Genomic DNA, 20,893 nt, shown 5'->3' with positions numbered 1-20,893 from the left:
AATTATACTATGCTACTACAACTAAATAATATTTTCAAATGGGTCAATTCAGGAGGTCAAAGAATCTTTCTGTTAAAAGACATTAATCTACAGGTAGAAGAAGGAGAGTTTATCTCCGTTATGGGACCTTCAGGTTCAGGTAAATCCACACTATTGAATGTAATTGGTATGTTAGATACTTTTGACGAAGGTGAGTATCATTTCTTAGATGAATCGGTTCATACACTCAAAGAAAAACATAGGGCTAATCTGTACAAAGAATATATAGGCTTTGTCTTTCAATCTTATCATTTATTGGATGAGCTTACGGTTCAAGAGAACCTAGAGATGCCTTTGCTATATAAAAAATATAAGGGTGCGGAACGGAAAGCCATGGTTGCCGATATGTTGGACCGTTTTAATATTGTGGGCAAAAAAGATTTGTTCCCGGCTCAATTGAGCGGGGGGCAACAACAGCTTGTTGGTGTAGCACGTGCCCTAATTGCAAATCCCAAACTAATTTTAGCAGATGAACCTACCGGGAATTTAAACTCGCAACAAAGTGAGGAAATAATGGAGCTTTTTAAAAAATTAAACCAAGAAGATGGGGTTACTATTATACAAGTGACCCACTCCGAAAAAAATGCCGCCTATGGTTCAAGAATTGTAAATCTATTGGACGGCAGAAAGGTTTAAAGTAAATCGGCGAGCTCTTTTCCAACTAGACTTCCAATGGCGATACCCATACCGCCTAAGCGAACGCCGCAAAAGACGTTATTGGATAGCTGCTTGATAATTGGTTTCTTTTTGTTTCCTACGCCCATGATTCCGCTCCAACGTTGTTCTATTTCAAAAACGGAGTCGGGTAGTATGACCGTTTTTAGAAACTGCTCCAATTGCTCTTGTACCAATTTTGTTCTACCAAATGTGGTCGTTTCTTCAGCATCAAAGTCTAAGTTTCGGCCACCCCCGAACAAGATTCTGTTATCAATGTCCCTAAAATAATAATAGCCTTCATCAAAATGAAAGGTGCCCTTTAACTTTAGATCAGAAATTGGTTTGGTAATTAACACTTGTGCTCTTGCCGGCTTTACATTTTCATTTAAGAATTGGAAAGCAAAACCATTTGTAGTAATTAGGAGTTTTTGAGTACAAAATTCAAACTGACTTGTTTTTATAGAAACGTTATCTTCATTTTCAAAAAAGTCCTCAACGTTTACCGAATTCAGAATAAGAATACCCTCTTTATTGGCAATATGAAGAAGTGCTGTCATCATACTTCCCGTATCTATTTGACCTTCGAACTTTTGGGTAATATAAGAAGGTATAATTCCTTCAAAATTATAAGTATTTGTATTTAGCTCAAAAGCTCCTTCTTTAAAAACTGGTAGTAAAAGCTTGTTTAGGTATGGTAAGCTTTCCTCACATTCTTGAAAGAGCTTGCCTTCCTTTTCCAAAAACAACTCATGCCCTCCGTTTTGTTCAAAATTTAGTGCCTTATCGCCCACTAATTCTCGAAGTTTCTGTATGCCTTCACAACGTTGTTTTACCAATTGAAGCACCTCATCTTCTGTATGCGTCTTTAAGTCTGAAAGTAGTTCAGATGCACTACCAAAACAGGCAAAGCCCGCATTTTTTGTGCTCGCACCTTGTGGTAACATCCCTCTTTCTAAAATAAGAACCTTCGCTTTAGGAAAACGCTTTTTAAGATGAATCGCAGTCGTAAGGCCAACTATACCGCTCCCCACAATAGTAAAATCTATGTTCGAAAGCCATGTCTTATATTCCCAATAACTTAATTCCATAAAAGCAAAAACCCCGAAAGATCGGGGTTTGTTTTAATAGTCATATTTTTCATCCATTTCAAAATCTTCCATGAATTTGGTAGTATAATTACCCGCCAAATAATCTGGCTCATCCATTAACTGTCTATGAAAGGGTATGGTCGTTTTAACTCCTTCAATTACAAACTCATCTAAAGCACGGCGCATTTTATTGATAGCCTCTTCACGAGTCTGTGCCGTAGTAATCAATTTTGCCACCATAGAATCATAGTTTGGTGGAATAATATAGCCGCTATAAACATGTGTGTCTAAACGAATACCATGGCCCCCTGGGGTATGTAATGTAGTAATCTTACCAGGTGAAGGTCTAAAGTTGTTATAGGGATCCTCCGCATTGATTCTACATTCTATCGAATGGAGTTTCGGATAATAATTCTTTCCTGAAATTGGCACACCACCAGCTACTAAAATCTGCTCACGTATTAAATCGTAATCAACAACTTGTTCAGTAATCGGGTGCTCTACTTGAATACGTGTATTCATTTCCATGAAGTAAAAATTTCGGTGCTTATCTACCAAAAATTCTACTGTTCCAGCTCCCTCGTACTTAATATATTCAGCGGCTTTTACAGCGGCTTTTCCCATGTCATCCCTTAACTTGTCAGTCATAAAAGGAGATGGGGTTTCTTCGGTAAGCTTTTGGTGTCTTCTTTGTACCGAACAGTCCCTCTCAGAAAGGTGACATGCCTTACCGTACTGGTCACCAACAATCTGAATTTCGATGTGTCGAGGTTCTTCAATTAGCTTCTCCATATACATAGCGCCATTACCAAAAGCCGCAGAAGCTTCTTGTACAGCACTATTATATAAATCTTCCATTTCCTCTTCACTCCAAACAGCACGCATTCCTTTTCCTCCGCCACCTGCGGTAGCTTTAATCATTACGGGATAGCCCATTTTTTTGGCTGTCTTCTTTGCGTCTGTTACATCTTTGAGCAAACCATCTGAACCAGGAACACATGGCACTCCGGCTTTTTTCATTGTTTCTTTGGCCGTAGCCTTGTCTCCCATTCGGTCTATCTGATCACCAGAAGCGCCGATAAACTTTATATCATGCTCGGAACAGATTTTTGAAAACTTCGAATTTTCGGAAAGGAATCCATATCCCGGATGAATCGCGTCTGCATTTGTAATTTCGGCCGCTGCAATAATATTTGGGATTTTTAAATAAGATTCGCTACTTGGCGCAGGGCCAATACAAACTGCTTCGTCGGCAAAACGCACGTGTAAGCTTTCTTCATCGGCCTTTGAATAAACCGCCACCGTTTTGATACCCATTTCTTTGCATGTTCGTATCACACGAAGTGCAATTTCCCCCCTATTGGCAATCAATATTTTTTTGAACATATTCTTTTAGTTTAAGAGTTTACCGTTTAGTAGTTTATTTGTTTGAAAGCGTTTGCTTTAAACTTTAAACTTCAAACTTCTAAACTTAAAATTATGATGGGTCAACCAAAAATAAAGGTTGGTCAAATTCTACCGGAGAAGAATCATCAACTAATATTTTGACGATTTTTCCTGAAACTTCAGATTCAATATCATTAAAAAGTTTCATCGCTTCAATCACACAAAGCACATCACCCTGTTGTATCTCTTTGCCAACCTCAACAAAGTTAGGTTTGTCAGGCGCAGGCTTTCTATAGAAAGTACCTATAATTGGAGACTTAATGGTGATATATTTTGAATCATCAGAGGCAGCAGCAGCTGGAGCGGCCGGTGTGGCTTCGGGTGCTGCAGGAGCTTGTGGGGCAGCAGCTACCGGAGCCTGAGCCATAGGTATTTGTTGCACTATAGTTGTCTCTGGAGAACTTGACTGATCACCGGTACGAATGGTAATCTTGATATCTTCCATTTCCAACTTCACTTCACTTGCACCAGATTTGGCAACAAACTTGATCAAGCTTTGAATTTCTTTAATATCCATTGAATTTGATTTAGTTATTCTAGTTAGTTAATATGCCCATTTTAAATAAATAGACCCCCAGGTAAATCCGCCACCAAAAGCGGCAAAAACGAGATTGTCTCCTTTATTTAATTGATTTTCATAATCGGCCAAAAGTAATGGCAGTGTTGCCGAGGTTGTATTGCCATAACGATGAATATTCATCATTACCTTGCTATCTTCTACCCCCATACGTCTGGCGGTAGCGTCTATAATTCTTTTATTGGCTTGGTGCGGAACCAACCATTGCACATCATCATGAGATAAATTGTTACGTTCCATAATTTTGCCAGATACATCTGCCATGTTAGAAACGGCAAATTTAAACACCGATTTACCATCTTGAAAGACGTAGTGCTGACGGTTTTTTACGGTTTCTTCAGATGCGGGCAAAATTGAACCTCCGGCATCCATCTTTAGAAAATTTCTCCCAATACCATCTGATCTTAAATATTCGTCTTGCAGACCTAAACCTTCTTCATTAGGTTCAAAAAGAACTGCTCCTGCCCCATCTCCGAAAATGATACATGTAGTTCTATCTGTATAGTCTATAATTGAAGACATCTTATCGGCTCCTATCAATAAAACTTTTTTGTACCTGCCTGATTCTATATAGCTAGATGCTGTTGACATTCCGTACAAGAAACTAGAGCATGCAGCTTGTAAATCATAGGAAAAAGCATTTGTAGCACCAATCTCAGAAGCCACATAGGCTGCCGTTGAAGCAACCATCATATCTGGTGTTGCGGTCGCCACCAAAACCAAGTCTATCTCTAATGGGTCAAGGTTTTGTTTTTGCAAAAGGTCTTGCGCCGCTTTTATGGCCAAGTACGATGTTCCTTCACCTTCTTTTTTAAGTATTCTTCTTTCCTTGATTCCGGTTCTACTGGTAATCCATTCATCATTGGTATCTACCATGGTCTCCAATAGCTGATTGGTTAAGATGAAATCTGGGAGATAAGCTCCCACAGCTGTTATTGCTGCTGTTTTTTTTGTCATGCTAGTGTCCGTTTTTTGTCAAAAAAGATGAAAATAGACCAAAAAGTGGTGAAAAATAGTGATTTTTTACGACTTTTCGCTTTAAATCGTTCGTTTTTAAAATTGAGTTGAGTCCATAAAAAAACTCCCGATAATTACATCGGGAGTCGCTATTTTTTAAAAATAGAGTTTACTTACGCAGCAGTTTCTTCCTCTGTTTTGTCTATAAGGATTTGCCCTCTATAGTACAATTTACCTTCGTGCCAGTGGGCTCTGTGGTATAGGTGCATTTCTCCTGTTGAAGAGTCCTTCGCAATTGTTGGTGCAACCGCTTTATAATGTGTACGTCTTTTGTCTCTTCTTGTTCTTGATATTTTTCTTTTAGGATGTGCCATTGTTGCCTATTTATCCGTTAATAATTTTTTTAGTCCGTCCCACCTCGGGTCTGTATCTTCTTTATTTTCTTGTCTCTCTTTTGGTTGTAATTCTTCAAGCTTATCTAAAACCTCAGATTTTAATGTTCCATCAAGTACCCCAGGGTGCACTCTTTTTTGTGGAACCGCCAAAACCAGCATTTCATAGACATATTGAGCAATGTTGATTTGGTATTCTCCGTGAGGTAGAATCAAAATCTCATCGTCTTCATCATTATATTCTTCCCCGAACTTTACGACCAGTTGCAAATCTGATTCGATTTTTTGATCGTATGGTTCACTGGTAAGATCACAATTCACATTAACACTGCCCGACGCGATGATATCCAATTCCATCATCGTGTTCATCTTATCAAGAATAGCTTTTATGTTAATTGAAGATGAATTAAACTCTTCATAACCAAAAGATTCAAAGAACGTATTATCAATTGTGTACTCAAACTCGTGTTTTCCTAACTTCAATCCTGAGAAAGGAATAAAAAACCCCTTCAACTTCTTCATTTTTACGCGTATGGTTTGTGTACCAGCCATTAAGGCGGGTGCAAAGATAGTATTTATTTACAAAAAGCCAATCTTTAACGAAAAATATCCGTTGCTGTTAGGCCGAACGCTTTACTCTCTGTTTTTTTAGTGGATTTTTAGTAAGCTCGGCATACTCGTTTCTATTTCTAAAAATGCGTATCGCTGCAAACACCGCTTCTTTAAAAGAGCTTTCATCTGCTATGCCTTTCCCCGCTATTTCATAGGCCGTGCCGTGATCTGGCGAAGTTCTTACTTTGCTGAGGCCCGCTGTAAAATTAACCCCCTTACCGAATGAAAGTGTTTTAAAAGGTATCAACCCTTGATCATGGTATGCCGCCAGTATCGCATCGAATTTTTCGTGCCCATTAGATCCAAAAAAGCTATCTGCAGAATAAGGCCCGTACACCAAATGCCCTTCATTAAATAATTTTTCAATAATCGGTTTCATAATTTTCTCATCTTCTTCACCAATAGTGCCGTTATCACCACTATGTGGATTAATGCCTAACAGAGCTATTTTTGGTCTACGAATACCAAAATCCATCTGCAAAGATTTGGCCATGGTTGCCACCTTTTCTTGAATCAATTTGGTGGTAATCGCTTGTGCCACATCTTTTACCGCAATATGATCGGTTAAAAGCCCTACCCTAAGTTCATCGGTAACCATGAACATTAGGCTTTCACCATCTAATTCTTTCGCCAAATAATCGGTATGACCGGGAAATTTAAAATCATCGGCCTGTATGTTGTTCTTGTTTATCGGGGCGGTTACCAAAACGTCTATTTCATTTTTTTTTAGGGCTTCCACTGCCGCTCTTAAAGATTTTATAGCGTACTTTCCGCCTTCTTCCGTTGCCTGACCAAAGGCGGTTTCTGGAGTTTCTTTCCAAACATTGACCACATTGATTTTACCATCGAGTGCCTTTGCAGCATTGTGGACGCCATTAAAACTCACTTCAATACCTAAGGTCTGCTTTTGGTTTGATATGGTCTTGTTGGAAGCAAATAAAACTGGAGTGCAAAAATCGAGCATCCTATTATCCTGAAAAGTTTTTAGGGCTACTTCACATCCAATACCATTTAAATCACCCACTGAAATGCCTAACCGTATTTTTTTACTTCCATCCATATAATCAATATTCGAATAACTACTTTTACACTACAAAGCTAGGTAATTTCAAAAGGACATGTTTACAGGTATTATTGAGACTTTAGGAAAGGTAAAAGACTTAAAGAAAGAGGGTGAAAATCTTCATATAACAATTACATCTAACATTACCTCAGAACTTAAAATTGACCAAAGTGTCGCCCATAACGGGGTATGTTTGACCGTCGTTGCTATTGATAATGATTCATATACGGTTACGGCTATACAAGAAACCTTGGATAAAACGAGTTTAGGACAATTAAAGGTTTCCGATAAAGTAAACTTGGAGCGTGCTATGGTTTTAGGCGCACGATTAGATGGCCATATCGTTCAAGGCCATGTAGACCAAACCGCTATTTGCCAAAGTGTTGAAGAGAAAGATGGCAGTTGGATTTTTACCTTTTCTTATGATTCCAGCCTAAATAATGTCACCATAGAAAAAGGATCAATAACTATTGATGGGACTAGTCTTACGGTGGTAGATTCTAAAAAAGACCGTTTTAGCGTGGCCATAATCCCTTATACCTATGAGCATACCCGATTTAACACCTATAAAGAAGGAACTCTAGTAAACTTGGAATTTGATGTTATTGGGAAATATGTGGCTAGGTTGATGAAAATATAGAAAAAAACCCAAACCAACGATACACGAAGCAGGTACCAAAAATGCGTTACAATTAAATAGTAAAAGTAGAGCTAAACAACCATCATTTCTCCACACAAAGACTTTGAAAATCCGGGATTAGTTGATTTTTGTCAAGATATATTGCCTGAAATCCAGAGATGAGCTCTATTCCGTTGGCATTTTTTTCATATTGTGCTCCGGTTATCACATAGTGCTGTTCATTAGCGCACGTAGAATTCGTACATACAAATTCATAATAAATATGATTGTCTGAAACCCAAGTCAGTTGCTTTTTAGAATTCAGAAAGGCATAGTGTGGGTTTCTTGCGAAAATTTTTCCGTTATCATTGAAATGATATACAAAGCCCAGAATGATGACATCATCCTCTTTTTTCAGTACATAGTTCCATCCAATCCCATCTCCCGTATAGCATGATTGGAAGCCCACCAACGTAAAGCTATCGAATAGAGCTGTATTACATTTCCGAACCGGAAGCCAAAGATGGTGCATCTTCATAGTTTCCCATTTTCCATGCCATTTCCCTGAAAAACTATTCAAGGCATTAAATGCCATTAAGAAATTAGTCCTGTTTATTTCAGGTTTCTTAAAAGAATGTTTTAAGTCAGGATTTGACCAAAGTCTTGTTTCGATTAAATCATTTATTGTGGATTGTTCTATGTATTCTGATGAAGAATAAAAACTGTAAGATTTGATTAGGCCTTCCCAAAATAAACGATTGAAGCTCTCTTCCTTCATTATAAAGGTTGCAATGGACTCTGAAAAATCAGTCAAATCTTTATAATCGGATGATAGATTACGCCCTAAATCTGGTTTATTGCCGACGGTATTCAATGGGTACAGAACATCTGCGACTATAAAAGGCATGCATAAAGTCAGTGTAATTGTAGTATACAGATAATATTTCATGTCTATTTAAATTCTTGAATTTTTTGCTTGGTGTAAATACCCGACCATCTTTGAATAGAATCAGATTCTTTTTCTTCTGTCTTACCATGTTGAGATTCCCATTCTTTAATGCTTTTTTCCCGAGGAGTAAGAAACCAATTGGAAGCACAAGAGTTCAGCCCGAAAATGAGAACAACTCCTAATAAGGATAAAATAGGCTTGCTATATATTTTAAGTAGATATTTTGATTTTTTCACTTTACCAGATTTTTCGATTAGAGTGTGTCATTAAAAGGCACTTTCCATACTGTACGAAGTATTATAAAAAATGCCGCTGAATTAATAAGGGCAAAGAATATTTCATCTAAATCTCCCGAGGGCAGTGTGTAAAGTATTCCTAGACTAGAAACTAGCACAGCGATTACGTTCGCCCATTTATTGGCCTTGTGATTTAATATTCTGGAAAGAACTATCATCAAAATTGGTATTTCTACTATGAATGCATAAAAGAGCATTACTTCTTCTGATAATCTTAAAGACATCATTTCTTCTACATAGCCTTCGGTTGGAAATTCATGTAAATCCCTTAGAATCATATTGAACAAGATGAATATCCATAGTGTAGAAACCAACTCCTGTGGTTTGATGTTGCTTTTTAACATAATGAAGCGCTTTGATATTTTACCTTTAAATTCTTTTTTGGAAATCTAGCTGTTGTACTCCAGCCAAATCCTATTATCGGGTTAAATACTCGAATACCTTTATTTCGATTTTTTCGTTTCATGATTGTTTGTTTTTTGATGTATTATTTTAATTCGCAAATTTTATTCAGATGGATGCTCAGATACCTATTACTTCAAAAGATTAATTTCATCTAAATATTTGATTACGAGGCAAATATTGATGAATCTTAAGGGTTATGAAATTTTGTTATGCAAGGCTGGTAAAGCTATCTGCAAATGCCTGTTTTTGATCTGCAAAAGATTTTGCTTTGAGCGGTACTCTTGAAACTTCCTTAGGGGATGGCCGAAGCGATAATAGAATTATGGAATAACTAGTGTTGTCGAAGTATCTAATTGCCCAATAAAATGATTGGTCTTACAATAAAGCATCGCTCCATTTAATGTAAGAACGGTGGCGTAGACCTCTCCTCATTGTTTAAATTGTTACGCCCATTGTGTTTGACGTTTGGACAAAAGAAATTTACCAGTTACTGGAACCGATTTGCTGAAAAAAACCTGCTTTATAAGTTTCGGAAATGGGAATCATTTGATTGGCAATTCTTATCCTATTCCGTTCTATGGATTCTATTTTGCTTAGGGAAACCATATAAGATTTATGCACTCTACAGACAATATTGGAGGGAATAATCGCTTCAAATTCCTTAAAGTTTTGAAGTGTCATAATTCTTTTATTAATGGTATGAATTCTACGGTAATCACGCATTCCTTCAATGTAAAGAATATCTTGAAAGTTGATTTTCTCCAAACGATTCTCTGTTTTAACGAAGATAAATTCTGATGATTTTTTCTCTGTTTTTATATCTAAATTCTCTTGTGCTTTATTCACGGCCAGTAAAAAACGGTTGAAGGTAAACGGCTTTAGCAAATAATCCGTGACGTTAAGTTCAAAGCTTTTTAATGCATATTCTTGGTACGCTGTAGTGATAATTACTTGACTCTCTATTCTTGAGCTTTCTAAAAACTCTATCCCTGTCAACTCATCCATGTTGATATCCAAAAAAAGAACATCCACTTTATTGGTCTTCAAAAAAGCGAGTCCATCTAGTGCATTATCAAATGTGGCAGCTAAGTCAAGAAAGGGTATTTTTTGAGTAAATTCCTTGGTTCTTTCAAGGGCTAAGGGCTCATCTTCTATAATGATACATTTATACTTTTTCATTATTGTTGGCATTCTTTATCAATCTATCCTTTAATCAATAGGCTTACACTATATTCTGTGTCTGTCTTCTCTACCGCTAGCGTGTGTTTTTCTGGATAAAGAAGTCTAAGCCTTTTTTTAATGAGCGTATTGCCCAAGCCATGACTTTCCTGTTTTAATTTCCGATTAGGATCTAACTTGTTCTTACATTCAAACTTTACGGTTTCTTTCTGTATTGTAATAATGATGGTAATGGCATTGTTCAATTTTTTATTTGTAGTGTGCTTAAAAGCATTCTCAATAAATGGAAGAAAAACCATTGGTGCAATGGTTCGACCTTTTGGGGAGCCTTTAATTTCAAAATTTATATAACTGGAATTTGCTGTTCTAATTTTTTGCAGAGCGATGTACTTTTCTATGTATTCAAGTTCTTTTGAAAGCAAAATTTCATCTGTTTTTGTTTCAAATAACATAAAACGCATGATATCAGATAATTTATTCAGGTATTTGGAGGCTTCCGCGGCGTCTTTCAAAATTAAAATGTCAATATTATTAAGCGTATTGAACAAGAAATGTGGGTCAAGTTGAGATTTCACCAAAGCCATTTCCATTTCATGATTTTTTTGTTTTAACTCTTCTTTTAATTTTAATTCTTCGTACCACCTTAAAAACCCTTTGGTTACTAGGGCCATTATTCCGATTATTAAGCATACAAATGAAATAAAAATGATACCTACAGCAACCGATTCTTGAGCTCTTGTTAAACTTTCTACTCCAAGAAAAATGTAAATTAAGGCAGTGCCTACTAGCGAAGCCCCAATTGAAGTAACAATTGCGTAAAGAATAGCACGTATAAATCGCTTCTTTCTTATACTACGGAATATTAGAAAATAAAAGGAGTAAAAAGAGATGATAGACGGAATAATGGCGAAGTAAATAACCCTTACCGTTGCTTTGTCTACAACAGAATTCTCTTCGCCTTTTAAAGAAAGAGATAACAGCACTATAGTCAATACCAAATAACAGAACCAAAAACCAAAATGCAATCCAATAACAATTGACTTTTTCATGTTTATAGAATAGAGAAAACAATCATACAAAAGTTATTCATTTTCTATATTTAAAAAAAGTCTTTCTGCTAACTAGGTTTATTTGTCTGCAAAATTCTATTTACAATAACCTAACTCAATACTCAAAGATTATTAAACCTTAATAAAAACATTACCCTTATAAAGTACATACGCCAATAGGCAATAGAAAGCAACTACACTTAACCCATAAAGTAAGGAAGAAGTTTCTAAAGAGATAAATTCTTGAACATAAATATTTTGAAACAGCCAGCCATGTAAAGAGGTTTCACCAACCTTAATGAGGCCCATTACCTTGCTGATACAGCTTGATAAAAAATAGAGAACAATAGCATTTGCCCCAGCGTATTTGAATATACTACCAAATTCAATTTTCTTTACATCCGTTAGGTAATAAATCAATGCTAAAACCACATTGGCCCAACCGGCGGTAACCAAAACAAAGCTGCTTGTCCACAGCGCTTTGTTAATAGGGAATACAAAATCCCATAAATGGCCTATTAATAGTAGCGACCCTCCCAGACCAAATAGAATAGTTGCCTTTTTCTTTTGTTTTGACAGTAATATTAGTCCTGTGAAAATTCCTAACAACGAACTTACAATTGATGGAATTGTGCTTAACAGTCCTTCGGGGTCATAGTCTGGTTTGTAATTGTGGGTTCCGAATACCTTTACATCTAACCAGTTTGCAAAATTATTAGGCGCACGGTCTAAAGTTGATTCTATGCCGTTTACTGGCACTAAGGTCATCAACAACCAGTATCCTATTAAAAGAATAGCTGAAACACCGATAAGTTTTTTCCAGTCAAGATTTATAAAAAGTATCGAAGCGAAAAAGAAAACCACCCCTATTCTTTGCAAAACACCGGGAAATCTTATCTCTGAAAAGTCTTTTATAAATGGAAAGCTTAGCATGAATGCACCCAAAAACAGGCCTAACCCTATCAGTTTTAAGCTTCGAATAGCTATTTTTTTGTAGGTGCCAGCGTTTGTCTTTTTGTTCTGGTATGCAAACACTATTGAAGTACCAACAATAAATAAGAAAAAAGGAAAAACCAAATCGGTCGGTGTATAACCATGCCATTTTGCATGCAAAAAGGGGGCGTATACGTTAGACCATGTACCAGGCGTATTGACTAAGATCATCAAAACAATAGTCATGCCCCTAAAAATATCAATCGCTAATATCCTGTCTTTCATGTCTATGTTATAAAATAGTTGTCTTCATTTTACCCCAAGTACGTACCAATAAAATTGCTGCTACAATAGCAATGCCCGTAAGCGTTAGCGCCAATGTGGTTTCACCATAAATCCAATACCCTGTGGCAAACATGATACTATAAATTAAAACGACTCCTATTAACATTGCGCCAATACCAGAGGGAACGCTCCATTTTTCGTTAGTTGTACTAATCTCCTCATTATCTCTGGTTGCTTTTGAAACCACTTTTGCCCATCCTGGTCCTCCGGGTTGTATTTTTTTATAAAATGAGCGCAGCGTTGCATCAGATTCAGGTTTTGTCATAAATGTAACCGCCACCCAAATTGCTGTAGTGACCACCACCACAAAAGGATAGTTGGCCCATTCTGGCAAAACTCCCGTTATAGGGTCAAATAATATGTCGCCCAAACTGGTTTTTACCAATAGAATTGAGATGATTCCAGAAGCAAACATCGCCGTAATTTCACTCCATGCATTGATACGCCACCAGAACCATCTAAGAATAAAGACTAATCCCGTTCCTGCGCCGAAGGTTACCAAAAGGTCAAAAACTTCGAATGCGTTTTGAAGCGTTAGCGCTAATAATGCACTAAGCACCATCAATATTACAGTAGAGATTCTACCCACTACAACCATCTGCTTTTCTGTCGCATCAGGATTTATCTGTTGTTTGTAAAAATCAAAAACAATATAAGAAGAACCCCAATTTAATTGTGTTGAAATGGTGCTCATATAAGCTGCGACCAATGAAGCCAAAACCACTCCTAAAAGTCCGCTTGGTAATTTTGTAAGCATTGCAGAATACGCCAAATCATGACCCAATTTACTTTCAGCCACTTCAGGAAATGCCGATGCTATACTAGCAATATCCGGATAAACCACCAAAGATGCCAAGGCCACTAAAATCCATGGCCATGGGCGAAGAGCATAATGCATAATATTAAAAAAGAACGTGGCCCCAATAGCATGATTCTCATTTTTAGCTGCTAACATTCGTTGTGCAATATAACCGCCGCCGCCAGGTTCAGCTCCTGGATACCAAGAACTCCACCATTGCACTGCAATAGGGATAATAAACATGGTTATAAGTACACTGGTATTATCAAAATCAGGTAATATATTTAGTTTGCCTGCAACATTCTCGTGGGCTATCAAAGCTTCAATGCCTCCCACTTCAGGAATATTTACCAAATAAAATGCCGCTCCAATTGCACCTGCCATGGCTACAAAAAATAGAAGAAAATCTGTATAGACTACTCCCTTAAAACCCCCTAATGCGCTAAAAATTACCGTTATGAGTCCTGCTCCGACAACGGTTTCCCAAGGCTCTAGACCCAACATAATACCGCCTATTTTTATAGCCGCCAAGGTAACGGATGCCATGGTTATTACATTGAACAGCGCCCCTAGATATATAGATCTAAACTTTCGAAGAAAACTCGCTGGTTTACCTCCGTAGCGCATCTCATAAAATTCTAGATCCGTTTTTACATTAGACTTTCTCCATAACTTGGCATATACAAAAACGGTGAGCATACCTGTTAATAGAAAACACCACCAAACCCAATTTCCAGAAACCCCTGAAGTTCTCACGATATCAGTAACTAAGTTGGGCGTGTCGGTAGAGAACGTTGTGGCTACCATAGAAAGACCCAAAAGCCACCAAGGCATAGTGCGGCCCGAAAGAAAAAATTCTGAAGAATTCTTTCCTGATTTTTTGGAAACGTATATTCCAATTCCTAAAACAAGTGAGAAGAAAATTATAATAAAACCGTAGTCAAGTGTACTGAGTTCCATAAGTTGGTTTTGGTCGATTTTTAAAGATATCGATTTTTAAAATATTTTTGCCTTAGATTCGCTCAACCTAAACTCAGGTTCCACCAATAACATCAGAATTAACTACCAAGCATGAATATTGAAGTTTCCATAATCGGTTGGGTGTTGGCCGCAACCGCCTCTTTTTTGCTTGGTATTTCAAAAGCCGGGCTCAAAGGCCTCTCTATTTTTAATGTAACCCTTATGGCCCTTGCATTTGGCGCAAAGCAATCTACAGGTCTGATAATGCCCTTGCTTTTGGTAGGTGACGTTTTTGCCGTAATCTACTACAATAGACATACCCAGTGGAAGTACATTCGCAAGTTTTTACCTTGGATGCTCACTGGTATTCTAATCGGAGTTTTTCTAGGTAAGGATTTGCCCGAGAAGCAATTTAAAATTGGCATGGTCGTGGTGATTATGATAAGTCTGGCCATTTTGATTTATTGGGAAAGACGAAAATCAAAATCAGTGCCTACTCATTGGGCCTTTGCAGGCGGCACAGGTGTTTTTGCAGGCATATGCACAATGATAGGCAATCTCGCAGGTGCCTTTACCAATCTTTTCTTTTTGGCTATGCGCTTGCCTAAAAACGAATTTGTTGGCACAGCAGCTTGGCTTTTTTTAATTACCAATCTCTTTAAGTTACCTTTTCATTTATTTGTTTGGGAGACTATCTCTTTAGAAACCTTAGTCATAAATTTAAAATTAGTGCCTGCTATTTTATTTGGCCTTTTTACGGGCGTAAAACTGGTGAAGTTGATTAACGAAAAGCAATATCGCATCTTTATTTTGGTGGTCACGGCGTTTGGGGCGATTGCAATTCTGTTACGCTAAGTTGTCTTATTTATTTTAATTCTTAGAAAGGTTTACGTTAATTTTAGTTGATAATAATGATTAGAAATGAGTGATTCTTACAGCCCTATTAAAGTTGATTTAGAAAAAGACAAACGTTACGCATGGTGCACTTGTAGTCATAGCACAAACCAGCCTTTTTGTGATGGTTCTCATCGAACACATAATGCTACCCCGTCTATGGGTTTTAGTGTTGAAGAAAACAAAGAAGCCTATTTATGTACTTGTAAAAAAACAAGTAATCCACCCTACTGTGACGGCACGCATAATGCTTAAATAGGACCCTATTTTAGGGTAGTCGACTGCTTTACAAGATATTAGATTTGTTAAGTATTTGTTAATCTAATTTTTTTAGATTACTTTTAGTTAACCAACTTAATCAATTTGGCGTGAAAGCTTCTGAAAAATTACTTCCTGCAAGAATCCTTATCTGGTCTTTAGTTATAGGGATGCTAGTTGTAGGCTACACGGTTTACGCTCAATATGCCGATGAAATTGGCCAAGAAGTTACCAATACTATTGTTGAAGCATTGCCGGACTTTGACAACGCGGTCGCGAAGCTTTAAGGATTTACAATAATCTTTCCGTTCGTTACAAATAATTCTATACAGTATATTATCTCTCGTTTTATGTGAATGTTTTCTTTAATCATTTCAAATAGAACATACAACTTAGAAATGAAACGTCTCTGAAATTTTCAGTATGCCAGTGCTATGTTTTCAAATACTCTCTATTGTAGAGCGTCCCATTCTTTTTGAGTTGCAAATGGTTTTTGATATTCCATCATCGCGTACCATTTATTATTACGTTTTACGAGTAGCATTTCAAAAGGAATGATAAACCTCGCTGTGTTTCCAGTATAGGTGTCAGTAGACGTATAAACAAATATTCCCGTTTCGTGAGCAGTAGTTTCGTTTCCAATTCTTTGAGAAAAACGAAGTTCTATATTCACTTTTATTTTCCCTTCTCTAGTATCTTTAAACCCCTTCTTCCAACCTTCCAGCGCAGTCGAAATTGGCACAGAAGTCTTGTTATTTCCTGACGCAAATACGATAACGGCATCTTTATGGAAGCAATCTTTATTCCCTTCAAAATCACCCTCTATTACAGTTTTATTTAATCGTTCCCAATAGCGATCAAGTTCGGCGATTCTAGTCGAATCGTTTTGCACCTGAATGGAAGGAAAGCATTTTTTTGAAGCAGCAGCTGACAGCTGTACACTTACCAATAAAAAGATTACTGAAAATAATATGTTTTTATGCATAATTCTGAAAATTTTCTTGATGATTTTATTTTAATACACGTTTATTATTTAGTTCTTTTTCGCAAATAATTGGATAAAAAAGTTCTTTACTCCTGAAGCTCCTTTTTTTCCATCATCATCTTGATTCGATAAGATGATTACCATGTATTGGTCTTTTGTGAAATGGAGTAATTCGTTGTGAATTCCATACCAACCTCCGCTTTGGCCGATAATCTTTTGATTATACCTTGAATCAATGTCTACTCCATAACCAATATGAGTATTGTAGCCTTTGGTTTTTGGTTGATGCATTAGTTTTACCGTTTCCTTTTTAAGCAATTTGCCCTTTCTTAATGCCTTTAAAAAATTGAACAAATCTTCAGCAGTAGCATAATGAAATCCTGCCGGGGACGCTTTTGAAAGGTAAGATTCATTTTTCTTAAGCGTTTCCATTTCTCCAAAATGAGAAGTATAGCCATCAGCTCTGTTTTCTGTTATTGCATCTATTTCAAATACCGAGGCGTTTTCCATCTGTGCAGGTTTAAAAACAGCATTTTTAATATAGTCATAGTAATTTTGCTCGCTGACTTCTTCAATAATCAAACCTAATAACACAAACCCTGATGCACTATAATGATACTTTGAACCAGGTTTAAATAAGAGGGTGTCATTTTCAAAAAGTGGAACAAAGTCACTTACATTTTTGTACTGCAATTTATCAGTTGCTAAAAACCGTTCTTCAGTGTAGAAATTATTAAGTCCTGAAGTATGAGACAGCAGTTGATGAATGGTAACACTGCTTTTAACTTCTTCATTTGAATAATTTGGTAGATATTTTTTAATCGGTTCTTCCAAAGAAATTTTACCCTCATCATACAGCTTTAAAACGCCAACTGCCGTTATCATTTTGGTAATGGAGGCGAGATTGAATCTAGTGTGTACCTCATTCTTAATTTTGTGTTCGATGTTTGCATAGCCATAGGCCCTATAGTCAATTATACTATCTTCTTTAGCAACTAGTATTGCTCCTGAAAAATCTTCTGTTGTTAAGGCATTCAAATAATTCTGAATTTCAGAAAATTCGGACTTCACATCTGGACTGCACGAAGAAATTGAAATTGTGGAATACAGAATCAATAAAATAATGCTATTTTTTCCTTTGCTTATGCTTTTTCTCTTAGCAAACTCTTTATTCAAAAAATAGATACAAACTAGTACTAGTAATACTGAACCACAAATCGCTAAAACTAGGCTTAATAATCCGCCATAAAGCTCTGTTAGCGTTTGATTCATGGTAGAGTCCATGTCCACAAAGTATCGGACCAAATACCCGCTAAAATTAGCTGTCGCATGAATTATTATGGAGTATGAGATACTCTGTGTTCTATAATACACCCATCCTGAAAAAATGCCTATTACCAAACCTGTTACAAATTGCCATGGGTTTAAATGAACTAGTTCGAAAAGAAAACTGGAGATTAGAATTGCAGTAATCGGAGTATACTTTTTTAGTAAACCATCCAATATAATCGCTCTAAAAATAAATTCCTCGAGAATTGGTGCAGCAAACACCATTAAGATAAATGCAAAAATTCCTGTTTGATTGCTAAAGGACAAAAAGACTTGTTTAATACTTTCTGGTATTGGAATCAAATTTGTAATCGGAGAAATTAGACCAAAAAGCAAAGCTACAGTCGCAATGATAATGAAAGGAATTATTCTTTTATTTTCAATCTTGAAATTCAAAGTCTTGCTATTGGTCTTACTCTTTCGAATGGCGCTTATAATCCAAAAAGGTACTCCTATGGATAAAAGATAGTAGATAAGTGTCGCAAGTTCTTTGCCCATAAAATTACCCAAAAGTAAACTCACTGGACTAAACAAAAGCATTCCAAGAATCACGATTCCTGTAATCCCGAAGCTTTGTAAAATAGTCAGGTCATTTTTTTTCATAGAATTCGATTTTCAGCATTATCTAATAATTCCACATTTTTAGTCCAATAAAGCCAATGCTCCATAAATACCATGCTAGTGATAGCGCTCCTATAGAAGTAAGTATATACAAACCATTAAAGACCTTAGATCCGGTTAACTTAAAACACCTATAAATTGAAAATACCGACATGATAACAAAAGTGAATGAGCTCAAATACGTGAGTACGGAGGGGAAGTCTATGCCTGAAAAAGATTTTAAATTACTCGCAGTTGTACCAAAACCAACAAAAATTAAGATAAATGAGACGCCAACTCCAAAAATAGTAAGCTGATTGACTGGGCTTTTTTTGTTTTTTCTAAAGCCATTTCTGATTAGCCATATCAAACTAGACAATGTGAAGGCAAGTACTAAGACTACAGATAATAATATGCCAAAAAAAAGAAAAATTCTTTTTAACCATGATTGCCGCACTGTATAATTATCATTTATCCATAAGACCTTGTTTTCAGAATTTTTAGCTATCAACAGCACAGATGGCACACCATCATCGTTTAAATAGAATTGGTTCTTACCTGCATAATATAAAGTGTCTTTAGATTTTCCTAACAAGGTCCTTGTAATCACTTTCTCTTTTTGAAAATCTAATTTCAATCCGGCGAGCATATCATCCGGAAAGGTCGTTAGTTTACTTTTGGGGCTTTTGAATTCGTAAAATCCTGAAAATTCGTCTTTCATTGAATCTGGAATCGGCACTATTTTTCTATTCTCATTCATTTTATTTACAGTGCTTAAAACCTGCTCCAAGATTTCATCGACGATTTCGTTTGCGTTTCCGTTTCTATTTATTGCCACCGCCACTCCGATACCTGCATCTCTTGAGTAAACATATCGTGAGGTAAAACCATCTATTTGCCCTCCATGGCCATGAAAAAGAAAACCATTTTTCCATATGGAATAATTACCAAGTCCATATCCAACTATCAATCCATTCTTAGCTGCAATACTGGTCTTGGGACTTTCGATTCTCTCAAACTCTTCTTTTGAAAATACCGAGGTGTCACGCTTGATCATGTGCTGAAGGTATGCGGCCATATCAACGGCATTTGCACAAAAGTCTCCTGCCGGACTGCCATTTATTGTGGCGAATTCTATAGGATTTAAGATTTTACCGTTTCGTTGGTAGCCTTGAGCGAATAATTTATCCTCAGGTTTATTAAAAAAATAACCCGAAGACCTCATCCCTATTGGTTTTAGAATGTTTCTATCAACATATTCAGTAAAAGAATTATTTGATATCTTTTCAATTAAATGCCCAGCAAGAATATAATTCGGATTTGCATATGCTTTTTTTGTCCCTGGCATCCATCTAGAATGTAACGAATTTCTATGGTCATTAACCAAATTAATTATGTCCGGAAGAGTGTTGTATTTTGTATTGTACATAGCATGAAGATGAAAATCTTCAAAACCAGAAGTGTGTTCTAAAAGATGCGATACTCTAACTGGAGATTTGTCTTTCCATTTATTTGTAAATGGAATATTCTTATCGATTTCAATTATAGGCGTACTTAAATCATATGGTGAATCTCCAAGTAATTTATAGAGTCCCATCGCCGTAAATGATTTAGAAATTGACCCTTGACGAAATAAATGTTTCTCGGTAACTTTTTCTTTCTTTTGAATATCTGCATAACCTATACCACCCACAAAGATTGTACTGTCGGCAGTAACAATGCCAATCATTGCACCTGGGATAAGTTTCTTTTCAATATAACTTTCAAGACTATCAAGCAGTATTTCCGTTTTACCTTGACCAAAACTATTCGTTGAGCCTAATACTATGGCAATTAGTGTTATTATTATAGTGAACGATTTTTTCATAGAATTAAGTACTAATTTTCTGGTGGTATTAATTGGGGCTATATGATTATATCGCTCAAATAAATAATTAGTAAAACAAAACATATTTCATAACTGCATCAGTTCAATTAGTTGATTTTTTCAATTAAAACCGAGCAAACCAGGTCATTTCATGATTTTGCGGAACTCTTCGCACCACGGAATCTGATTTTCTATTATACCAAACAGCATCGAAATTTCCCGAAGTGGTTAAAACCACGCGCCATTCGACATACAGATTCTCATAATCTTCATACGAAGCAGATAGGTTCTTCCAATCCGTATCGGCAAAAATCTGTGGGTCAAGGTAAGCCACAACCTCTTTTTCATTTAAAATCGCTAACCATATTGGTGAACTTAAATGTTCAATTTTTCTTGTTTTTCCCACAGATTGCCAACCAATTTTAATATCCGCACCTTCTCTAATTGCCTTAATAACATTTTCCTTGGAACCTAAAAGGGTTTCTCCATTTTTAGCATTCTTATAAAGCAGCTGTACTTCAAGAGAGCGACTTTCTTTTTTACAAGAAGTACAGATTGAGAAGGCTATGCAAACCCAAAGCAAGCAAGTTTGAAA

Annotated in this window: 23 protein-coding genes; 5 read left to right on the top strand and 18 right to left on the bottom strand. The window is 36.5% G+C overall.

The window, feature by feature from the left end; all coding sequences use genetic code 11:
• Positions 1-9: 9 nt before the first annotated feature.
• Positions 10-675 (top strand): ABC transporter ATP-binding protein, encoded by a 666-nt coding sequence (locus ACFSQJ_RS11105; protein ID WP_377767018.1) that lies wholly within the window; start codon positions 10-12, stop codon positions 673-675.
• On the opposite strand, the gene ACFSQJ_RS11100 is transcribed toward ACFSQJ_RS11105, so the two are convergent.
• From ACFSQJ_RS11100 to pdxA, 7 genes are all read right to left on the bottom strand, one after another.
• On the bottom strand, positions 672-1,784 hold the full coding sequence (locus ACFSQJ_RS11100; RefSeq protein WP_377767017.1) for an NAD(P)/FAD-dependent oxidoreductase: 1,113 nt from the start codon (positions 1,782-1,784) through the stop codon (positions 672-674). The two genes, ACFSQJ_RS11105 and ACFSQJ_RS11100, sit on opposite strands and share 4 nt — an antisense overlap.
• 33 nt (positions 1,785-1,817) lie before the next feature.
• On the bottom strand, positions 1,818-3,170 hold the full coding sequence (gene accC, locus ACFSQJ_RS11095; protein ID WP_377767016.1) for an acetyl-CoA carboxylase biotin carboxylase subunit: 1,353 nt from the start codon (positions 3,168-3,170) through the stop codon (positions 1,818-1,820).
• A 91-nt stretch (positions 3,171-3,261) separates the two neighbouring features.
• On the bottom strand, positions 3,262-3,747 hold the full coding sequence (accB, locus tag ACFSQJ_RS11090; protein WP_377767015.1) for an acetyl-CoA carboxylase biotin carboxyl carrier protein: 486 nt from the start codon (positions 3,745-3,747) through the stop codon (positions 3,262-3,264).
• A gap of 27 nt (positions 3,748-3,774) precedes the next feature.
• Positions 3,775-4,764 (bottom strand): beta-ketoacyl-ACP synthase III, encoded by a 990-nt coding sequence (locus ACFSQJ_RS11085; RefSeq protein ID WP_377767014.1) that lies wholly within the window; start codon positions 4,762-4,764, stop codon positions 3,775-3,777.
• Between the two features lie 173 nt (positions 4,765-4,937).
• Entirely contained in the window at positions 4,938-5,138 is a 201-nt protein-coding gene (rpmF, locus tag ACFSQJ_RS11080; RefSeq protein ID WP_377767013.1) for a 50S ribosomal protein L32, read from the bottom strand.
• 6 nt (positions 5,139-5,144) lie between these two features.
• Complete coding sequence (locus ACFSQJ_RS11075) at positions 5,145-5,678, bottom strand: YceD family protein (protein WP_377767012.1); 534 nt, start codon at positions 5,676-5,678, stop codon at positions 5,145-5,147.
• A 97-nt stretch (positions 5,679-5,775) separates the two neighbouring features.
• Positions 5,776-6,828, bottom strand: a complete 1,053-nt coding sequence (pdxA, locus tag ACFSQJ_RS11070) for a 4-hydroxythreonine-4-phosphate dehydrogenase PdxA (protein WP_377767011.1) — start codon at positions 6,826-6,828, stop codon at positions 5,776-5,778.
• Between the two features lie 58 nt (positions 6,829-6,886).
• Between pdxA and ACFSQJ_RS11065 the strand changes: the two genes are divergently transcribed.
• Positions 6,887-7,471, top strand: a complete 585-nt coding sequence (locus ACFSQJ_RS11065) for a riboflavin synthase (protein ID WP_377767010.1) — start codon at positions 6,887-6,889, stop codon at positions 7,469-7,471.
• Positions 7,472-7,553: 82 nt separating this feature from the next.
• On the opposite strand, the gene ACFSQJ_RS11060 is transcribed toward ACFSQJ_RS11065, so the two are convergent.
• The 7 genes from ACFSQJ_RS11060 to ACFSQJ_RS11030 all read right to left on the bottom strand — a co-directional run bounded on the left by ACFSQJ_RS11060 (position 7,554) and on the right by ACFSQJ_RS11030 (position 14,365).
• Positions 7,554-8,399 carry a hypothetical protein gene (locus ACFSQJ_RS11060; protein ID WP_377767009.1) on the bottom strand — a complete coding sequence of 282 codons (846 nt, stop codon included), beginning with the start codon at positions 8,397-8,399 and terminating at the stop codon, positions 7,554-7,556.
• Positions 8,400-8,401: 2 nt separating this feature from the next.
• Positions 8,402-8,635 (bottom strand): hypothetical protein, encoded by a 234-nt coding sequence (locus tag ACFSQJ_RS11055; protein WP_377767008.1) that lies wholly within the window; start codon positions 8,633-8,635, stop codon positions 8,402-8,404.
• 17 nt (positions 8,636-8,652) lie between these two features.
• Positions 8,653-9,039 (bottom strand): DUF6326 family protein, encoded by a 387-nt coding sequence (locus ACFSQJ_RS11050; RefSeq protein WP_377767007.1) that lies wholly within the window; start codon positions 9,037-9,039, stop codon positions 8,653-8,655.
• 541 nt (positions 9,040-9,580) lie between these two features.
• Entirely contained in the window at positions 9,581-10,279 is a 699-nt protein-coding gene (locus ACFSQJ_RS11045) for a LytR/AlgR family response regulator transcription factor (RefSeq protein ID WP_377767006.1), read from the bottom strand.
• Between the two features lie 23 nt (positions 10,280-10,302).
• Entirely contained in the window at positions 10,303-11,328 is a 1,026-nt protein-coding gene (locus ACFSQJ_RS11040) for a sensor histidine kinase (RefSeq protein WP_377767005.1), read from the bottom strand.
• A gap of 132 nt (positions 11,329-11,460) precedes the next feature.
• Entirely contained in the window at positions 11,461-12,546 is a 1,086-nt protein-coding gene (locus ACFSQJ_RS11035; RefSeq protein WP_377767004.1) for an acyltransferase family protein, read from the bottom strand.
• A gap of 7 nt (positions 12,547-12,553) precedes the next feature.
• Positions 12,554-14,365: a sodium:solute symporter family protein gene (locus ACFSQJ_RS11030; RefSeq protein ID WP_377767003.1), complete on the bottom strand. Its 1,812-nt coding sequence runs from the start codon at positions 14,363-14,365 to the stop codon at positions 12,554-12,556.
• Between the two features lie 111 nt (positions 14,366-14,476).
• Between ACFSQJ_RS11030 and ACFSQJ_RS11025 the strand changes: the two genes are divergently transcribed.
• The 3 genes from ACFSQJ_RS11025 (at position 14,477) to ACFSQJ_RS11015 (ending at position 15,804) form a co-directional block, all read left to right on the top strand.
• Positions 14,477-15,220 carry a sulfite exporter TauE/SafE family protein gene (locus tag ACFSQJ_RS11025; RefSeq protein WP_377767002.1) on the top strand — a complete coding sequence of 248 codons (744 nt, stop codon included), beginning with the start codon at positions 14,477-14,479 and terminating at the stop codon, positions 15,218-15,220.
• Positions 15,221-15,286: 66 nt separating this feature from the next.
• On the top strand, positions 15,287-15,514 hold the full coding sequence (locus tag ACFSQJ_RS11020; RefSeq protein WP_377767001.1) for a CDGSH iron-sulfur domain-containing protein: 228 nt from the start codon (positions 15,287-15,289) through the stop codon (positions 15,512-15,514).
• 113 nt (positions 15,515-15,627) lie between these two features.
• Positions 15,628-15,804, top strand: a complete 177-nt coding sequence (locus tag ACFSQJ_RS11015) for a hypothetical protein (RefSeq protein ID WP_377767000.1) — start codon at positions 15,628-15,630, stop codon at positions 15,802-15,804.
• Between the two features lie 164 nt (positions 15,805-15,968).
• Here the strand turns inward: ACFSQJ_RS11015 and ACFSQJ_RS11010 are convergent, their stop codons facing one another.
• The 4 genes from ACFSQJ_RS11010 to ACFSQJ_RS10995 all read right to left on the bottom strand — a co-directional run bounded on the left by ACFSQJ_RS11010 (position 15,969) and on the right by ACFSQJ_RS10995 (position 20,881).
• Positions 15,969-16,502 carry a hypothetical protein gene (locus ACFSQJ_RS11010; protein ID WP_377766999.1) on the bottom strand — a complete coding sequence of 178 codons (534 nt, stop codon included), beginning with the start codon at positions 16,500-16,502 and terminating at the stop codon, positions 15,969-15,971.
• 48 nt (positions 16,503-16,550) lie between these two features.
• Positions 16,551-18,434 carry a serine hydrolase gene (locus ACFSQJ_RS11005; protein WP_377766998.1) on the bottom strand — a complete coding sequence of 628 codons (1,884 nt, stop codon included), beginning with the start codon at positions 18,432-18,434 and terminating at the stop codon, positions 16,551-16,553.
• 22 nt (positions 18,435-18,456) lie between these two features.
• Positions 18,457-20,298, bottom strand: a complete 1,842-nt coding sequence (locus ACFSQJ_RS11000) for a serine hydrolase domain-containing protein (protein ID WP_377766997.1) — start codon at positions 20,296-20,298, stop codon at positions 18,457-18,459.
• Positions 20,299-20,422: 124 nt separating this feature from the next.
• Positions 20,423-20,881 carry a hypothetical protein gene (locus ACFSQJ_RS10995; protein ID WP_377766996.1) on the bottom strand — a complete coding sequence of 153 codons (459 nt, stop codon included), beginning with the start codon at positions 20,879-20,881 and terminating at the stop codon, positions 20,423-20,425.
• Between the last annotated feature and the right edge of the window lie 12 nt (positions 20,882-20,893).

The sequence above is a fragment of the Croceitalea marina genome (genome assembly GCF_042684265.1).
Lineage (GTDB): Bacteria > Bacteroidota > Bacteroidia > Flavobacteriales > Flavobacteriaceae > Croceitalea > Croceitalea marina.
Note: the sequence above shows the minus strand (reverse complement) of the source record. Positions and strands in the feature narration are given on the sequence as shown.

What these genes read in the sequence shown, in the direction of transcription:
- ACFSQJ_RS11045 (WP_377767006.1), bottom strand. Translation starts at nt 10,279, where the DNA reads ATGAAAAAGTATAAATGTATCATTATAGAAGATGAGCCCTTAGCCCTT.
- ACFSQJ_RS11005 (WP_377766998.1), bottom strand. Translation starts at nt 18,434, where the DNA reads ATGAAAAAAAATGACCTGACTATTTTACAAAGCTTCGGGATTACAGGA.
- ACFSQJ_RS11075 (WP_377767012.1), bottom strand. Translation starts at nt 5,678, where the DNA reads ATGAAGAAGTTGAAGGGGTTTTTTATTCCTTTCTCAGGATTGAAGTTA.
- ACFSQJ_RS11085 (WP_377767014.1), bottom strand. Translation starts at nt 4,764, where the DNA reads ATGACAAAAAAAACAGCAGCAATAACAGCTGTGGGAGCTTATCTCCCA.
- ACFSQJ_RS11065 (WP_377767010.1), top strand. Translation starts at nt 6,887, where the DNA reads ATGTTTACAGGTATTATTGAGACTTTAGGAAAGGTAAAAGACTTAAAG.
- ACFSQJ_RS11040 (WP_377767005.1), bottom strand. Translation starts at nt 11,328, where the DNA reads ATGAAAAAGTCAATTGTTATTGGATTGCATTTTGGTTTTTGGTTCTGT.
- ACFSQJ_RS11105 (WP_377767018.1), top strand. Translation starts at nt 10, where the DNA reads ATGCTACTACAACTAAATAATATTTTCAAATGGGTCAATTCAGGAGGT.
- ACFSQJ_RS11010 (WP_377766999.1), bottom strand. Translation starts at nt 16,502, where the DNA reads ATGCATAAAAACATATTATTTTCAGTAATCTTTTTATTGGTAAGTGTA.
- ACFSQJ_RS11060 (WP_377767009.1), bottom strand. Translation starts at nt 8,399, where the DNA reads ATGAAATATTATCTGTATACTACAATTACACTGACTTTATGCATGCCT.
- rpmF (WP_377767013.1), bottom strand. Translation starts at nt 5,138, where the DNA reads ATGGCACATCCTAAAAGAAAAATATCAAGAACAAGAAGAGACAAAAGA.
- pdxA (WP_377767011.1), bottom strand. Translation starts at nt 6,828, where the DNA reads ATGGATGGAAGTAAAAAAATACGGTTAGGCATTTCAGTGGGTGATTTA.
- ACFSQJ_RS11035 (WP_377767004.1), bottom strand. Translation starts at nt 12,546, where the DNA reads ATGAAAGACAGGATATTAGCGATTGATATTTTTAGGGGCATGACTATT.
- ACFSQJ_RS11000 (WP_377766997.1), bottom strand. Translation starts at nt 20,298, where the DNA reads ATGAAAAAATCGTTCACTATAATAATAACACTAATTGCCATAGTATTA.
- ACFSQJ_RS11020 (WP_377767001.1), top strand. Translation starts at nt 15,287, where the DNA reads ATGAGTGATTCTTACAGCCCTATTAAAGTTGATTTAGAAAAAGACAAA.
- ACFSQJ_RS11025 (WP_377767002.1), top strand. Translation starts at nt 14,477, where the DNA reads ATGAATATTGAAGTTTCCATAATCGGTTGGGTGTTGGCCGCAACCGCC.
- accC (WP_377767016.1), bottom strand. Translation starts at nt 3,170, where the DNA reads ATGTTCAAAAAAATATTGATTGCCAATAGGGGGGAAATTGCACTTCGT.
- ACFSQJ_RS11030 (WP_377767003.1), bottom strand. Translation starts at nt 14,365, where the DNA reads ATGGAACTCAGTACACTTGACTACGGTTTTATTATAATTTTCTTCTCA.
- ACFSQJ_RS11100 (WP_377767017.1), bottom strand. Translation starts at nt 1,784, where the DNA reads ATGGAATTAAGTTATTGGGAATATAAGACATGGCTTTCGAACATAGAT.
- ACFSQJ_RS11050 (WP_377767007.1), bottom strand. Translation starts at nt 9,039, where the DNA reads ATGTTAAAAAGCAACATCAAACCACAGGAGTTGGTTTCTACACTATGG.
- accB (WP_377767015.1), bottom strand. Translation starts at nt 3,747, where the DNA reads ATGGATATTAAAGAAATTCAAAGCTTGATCAAGTTTGTTGCCAAATCT.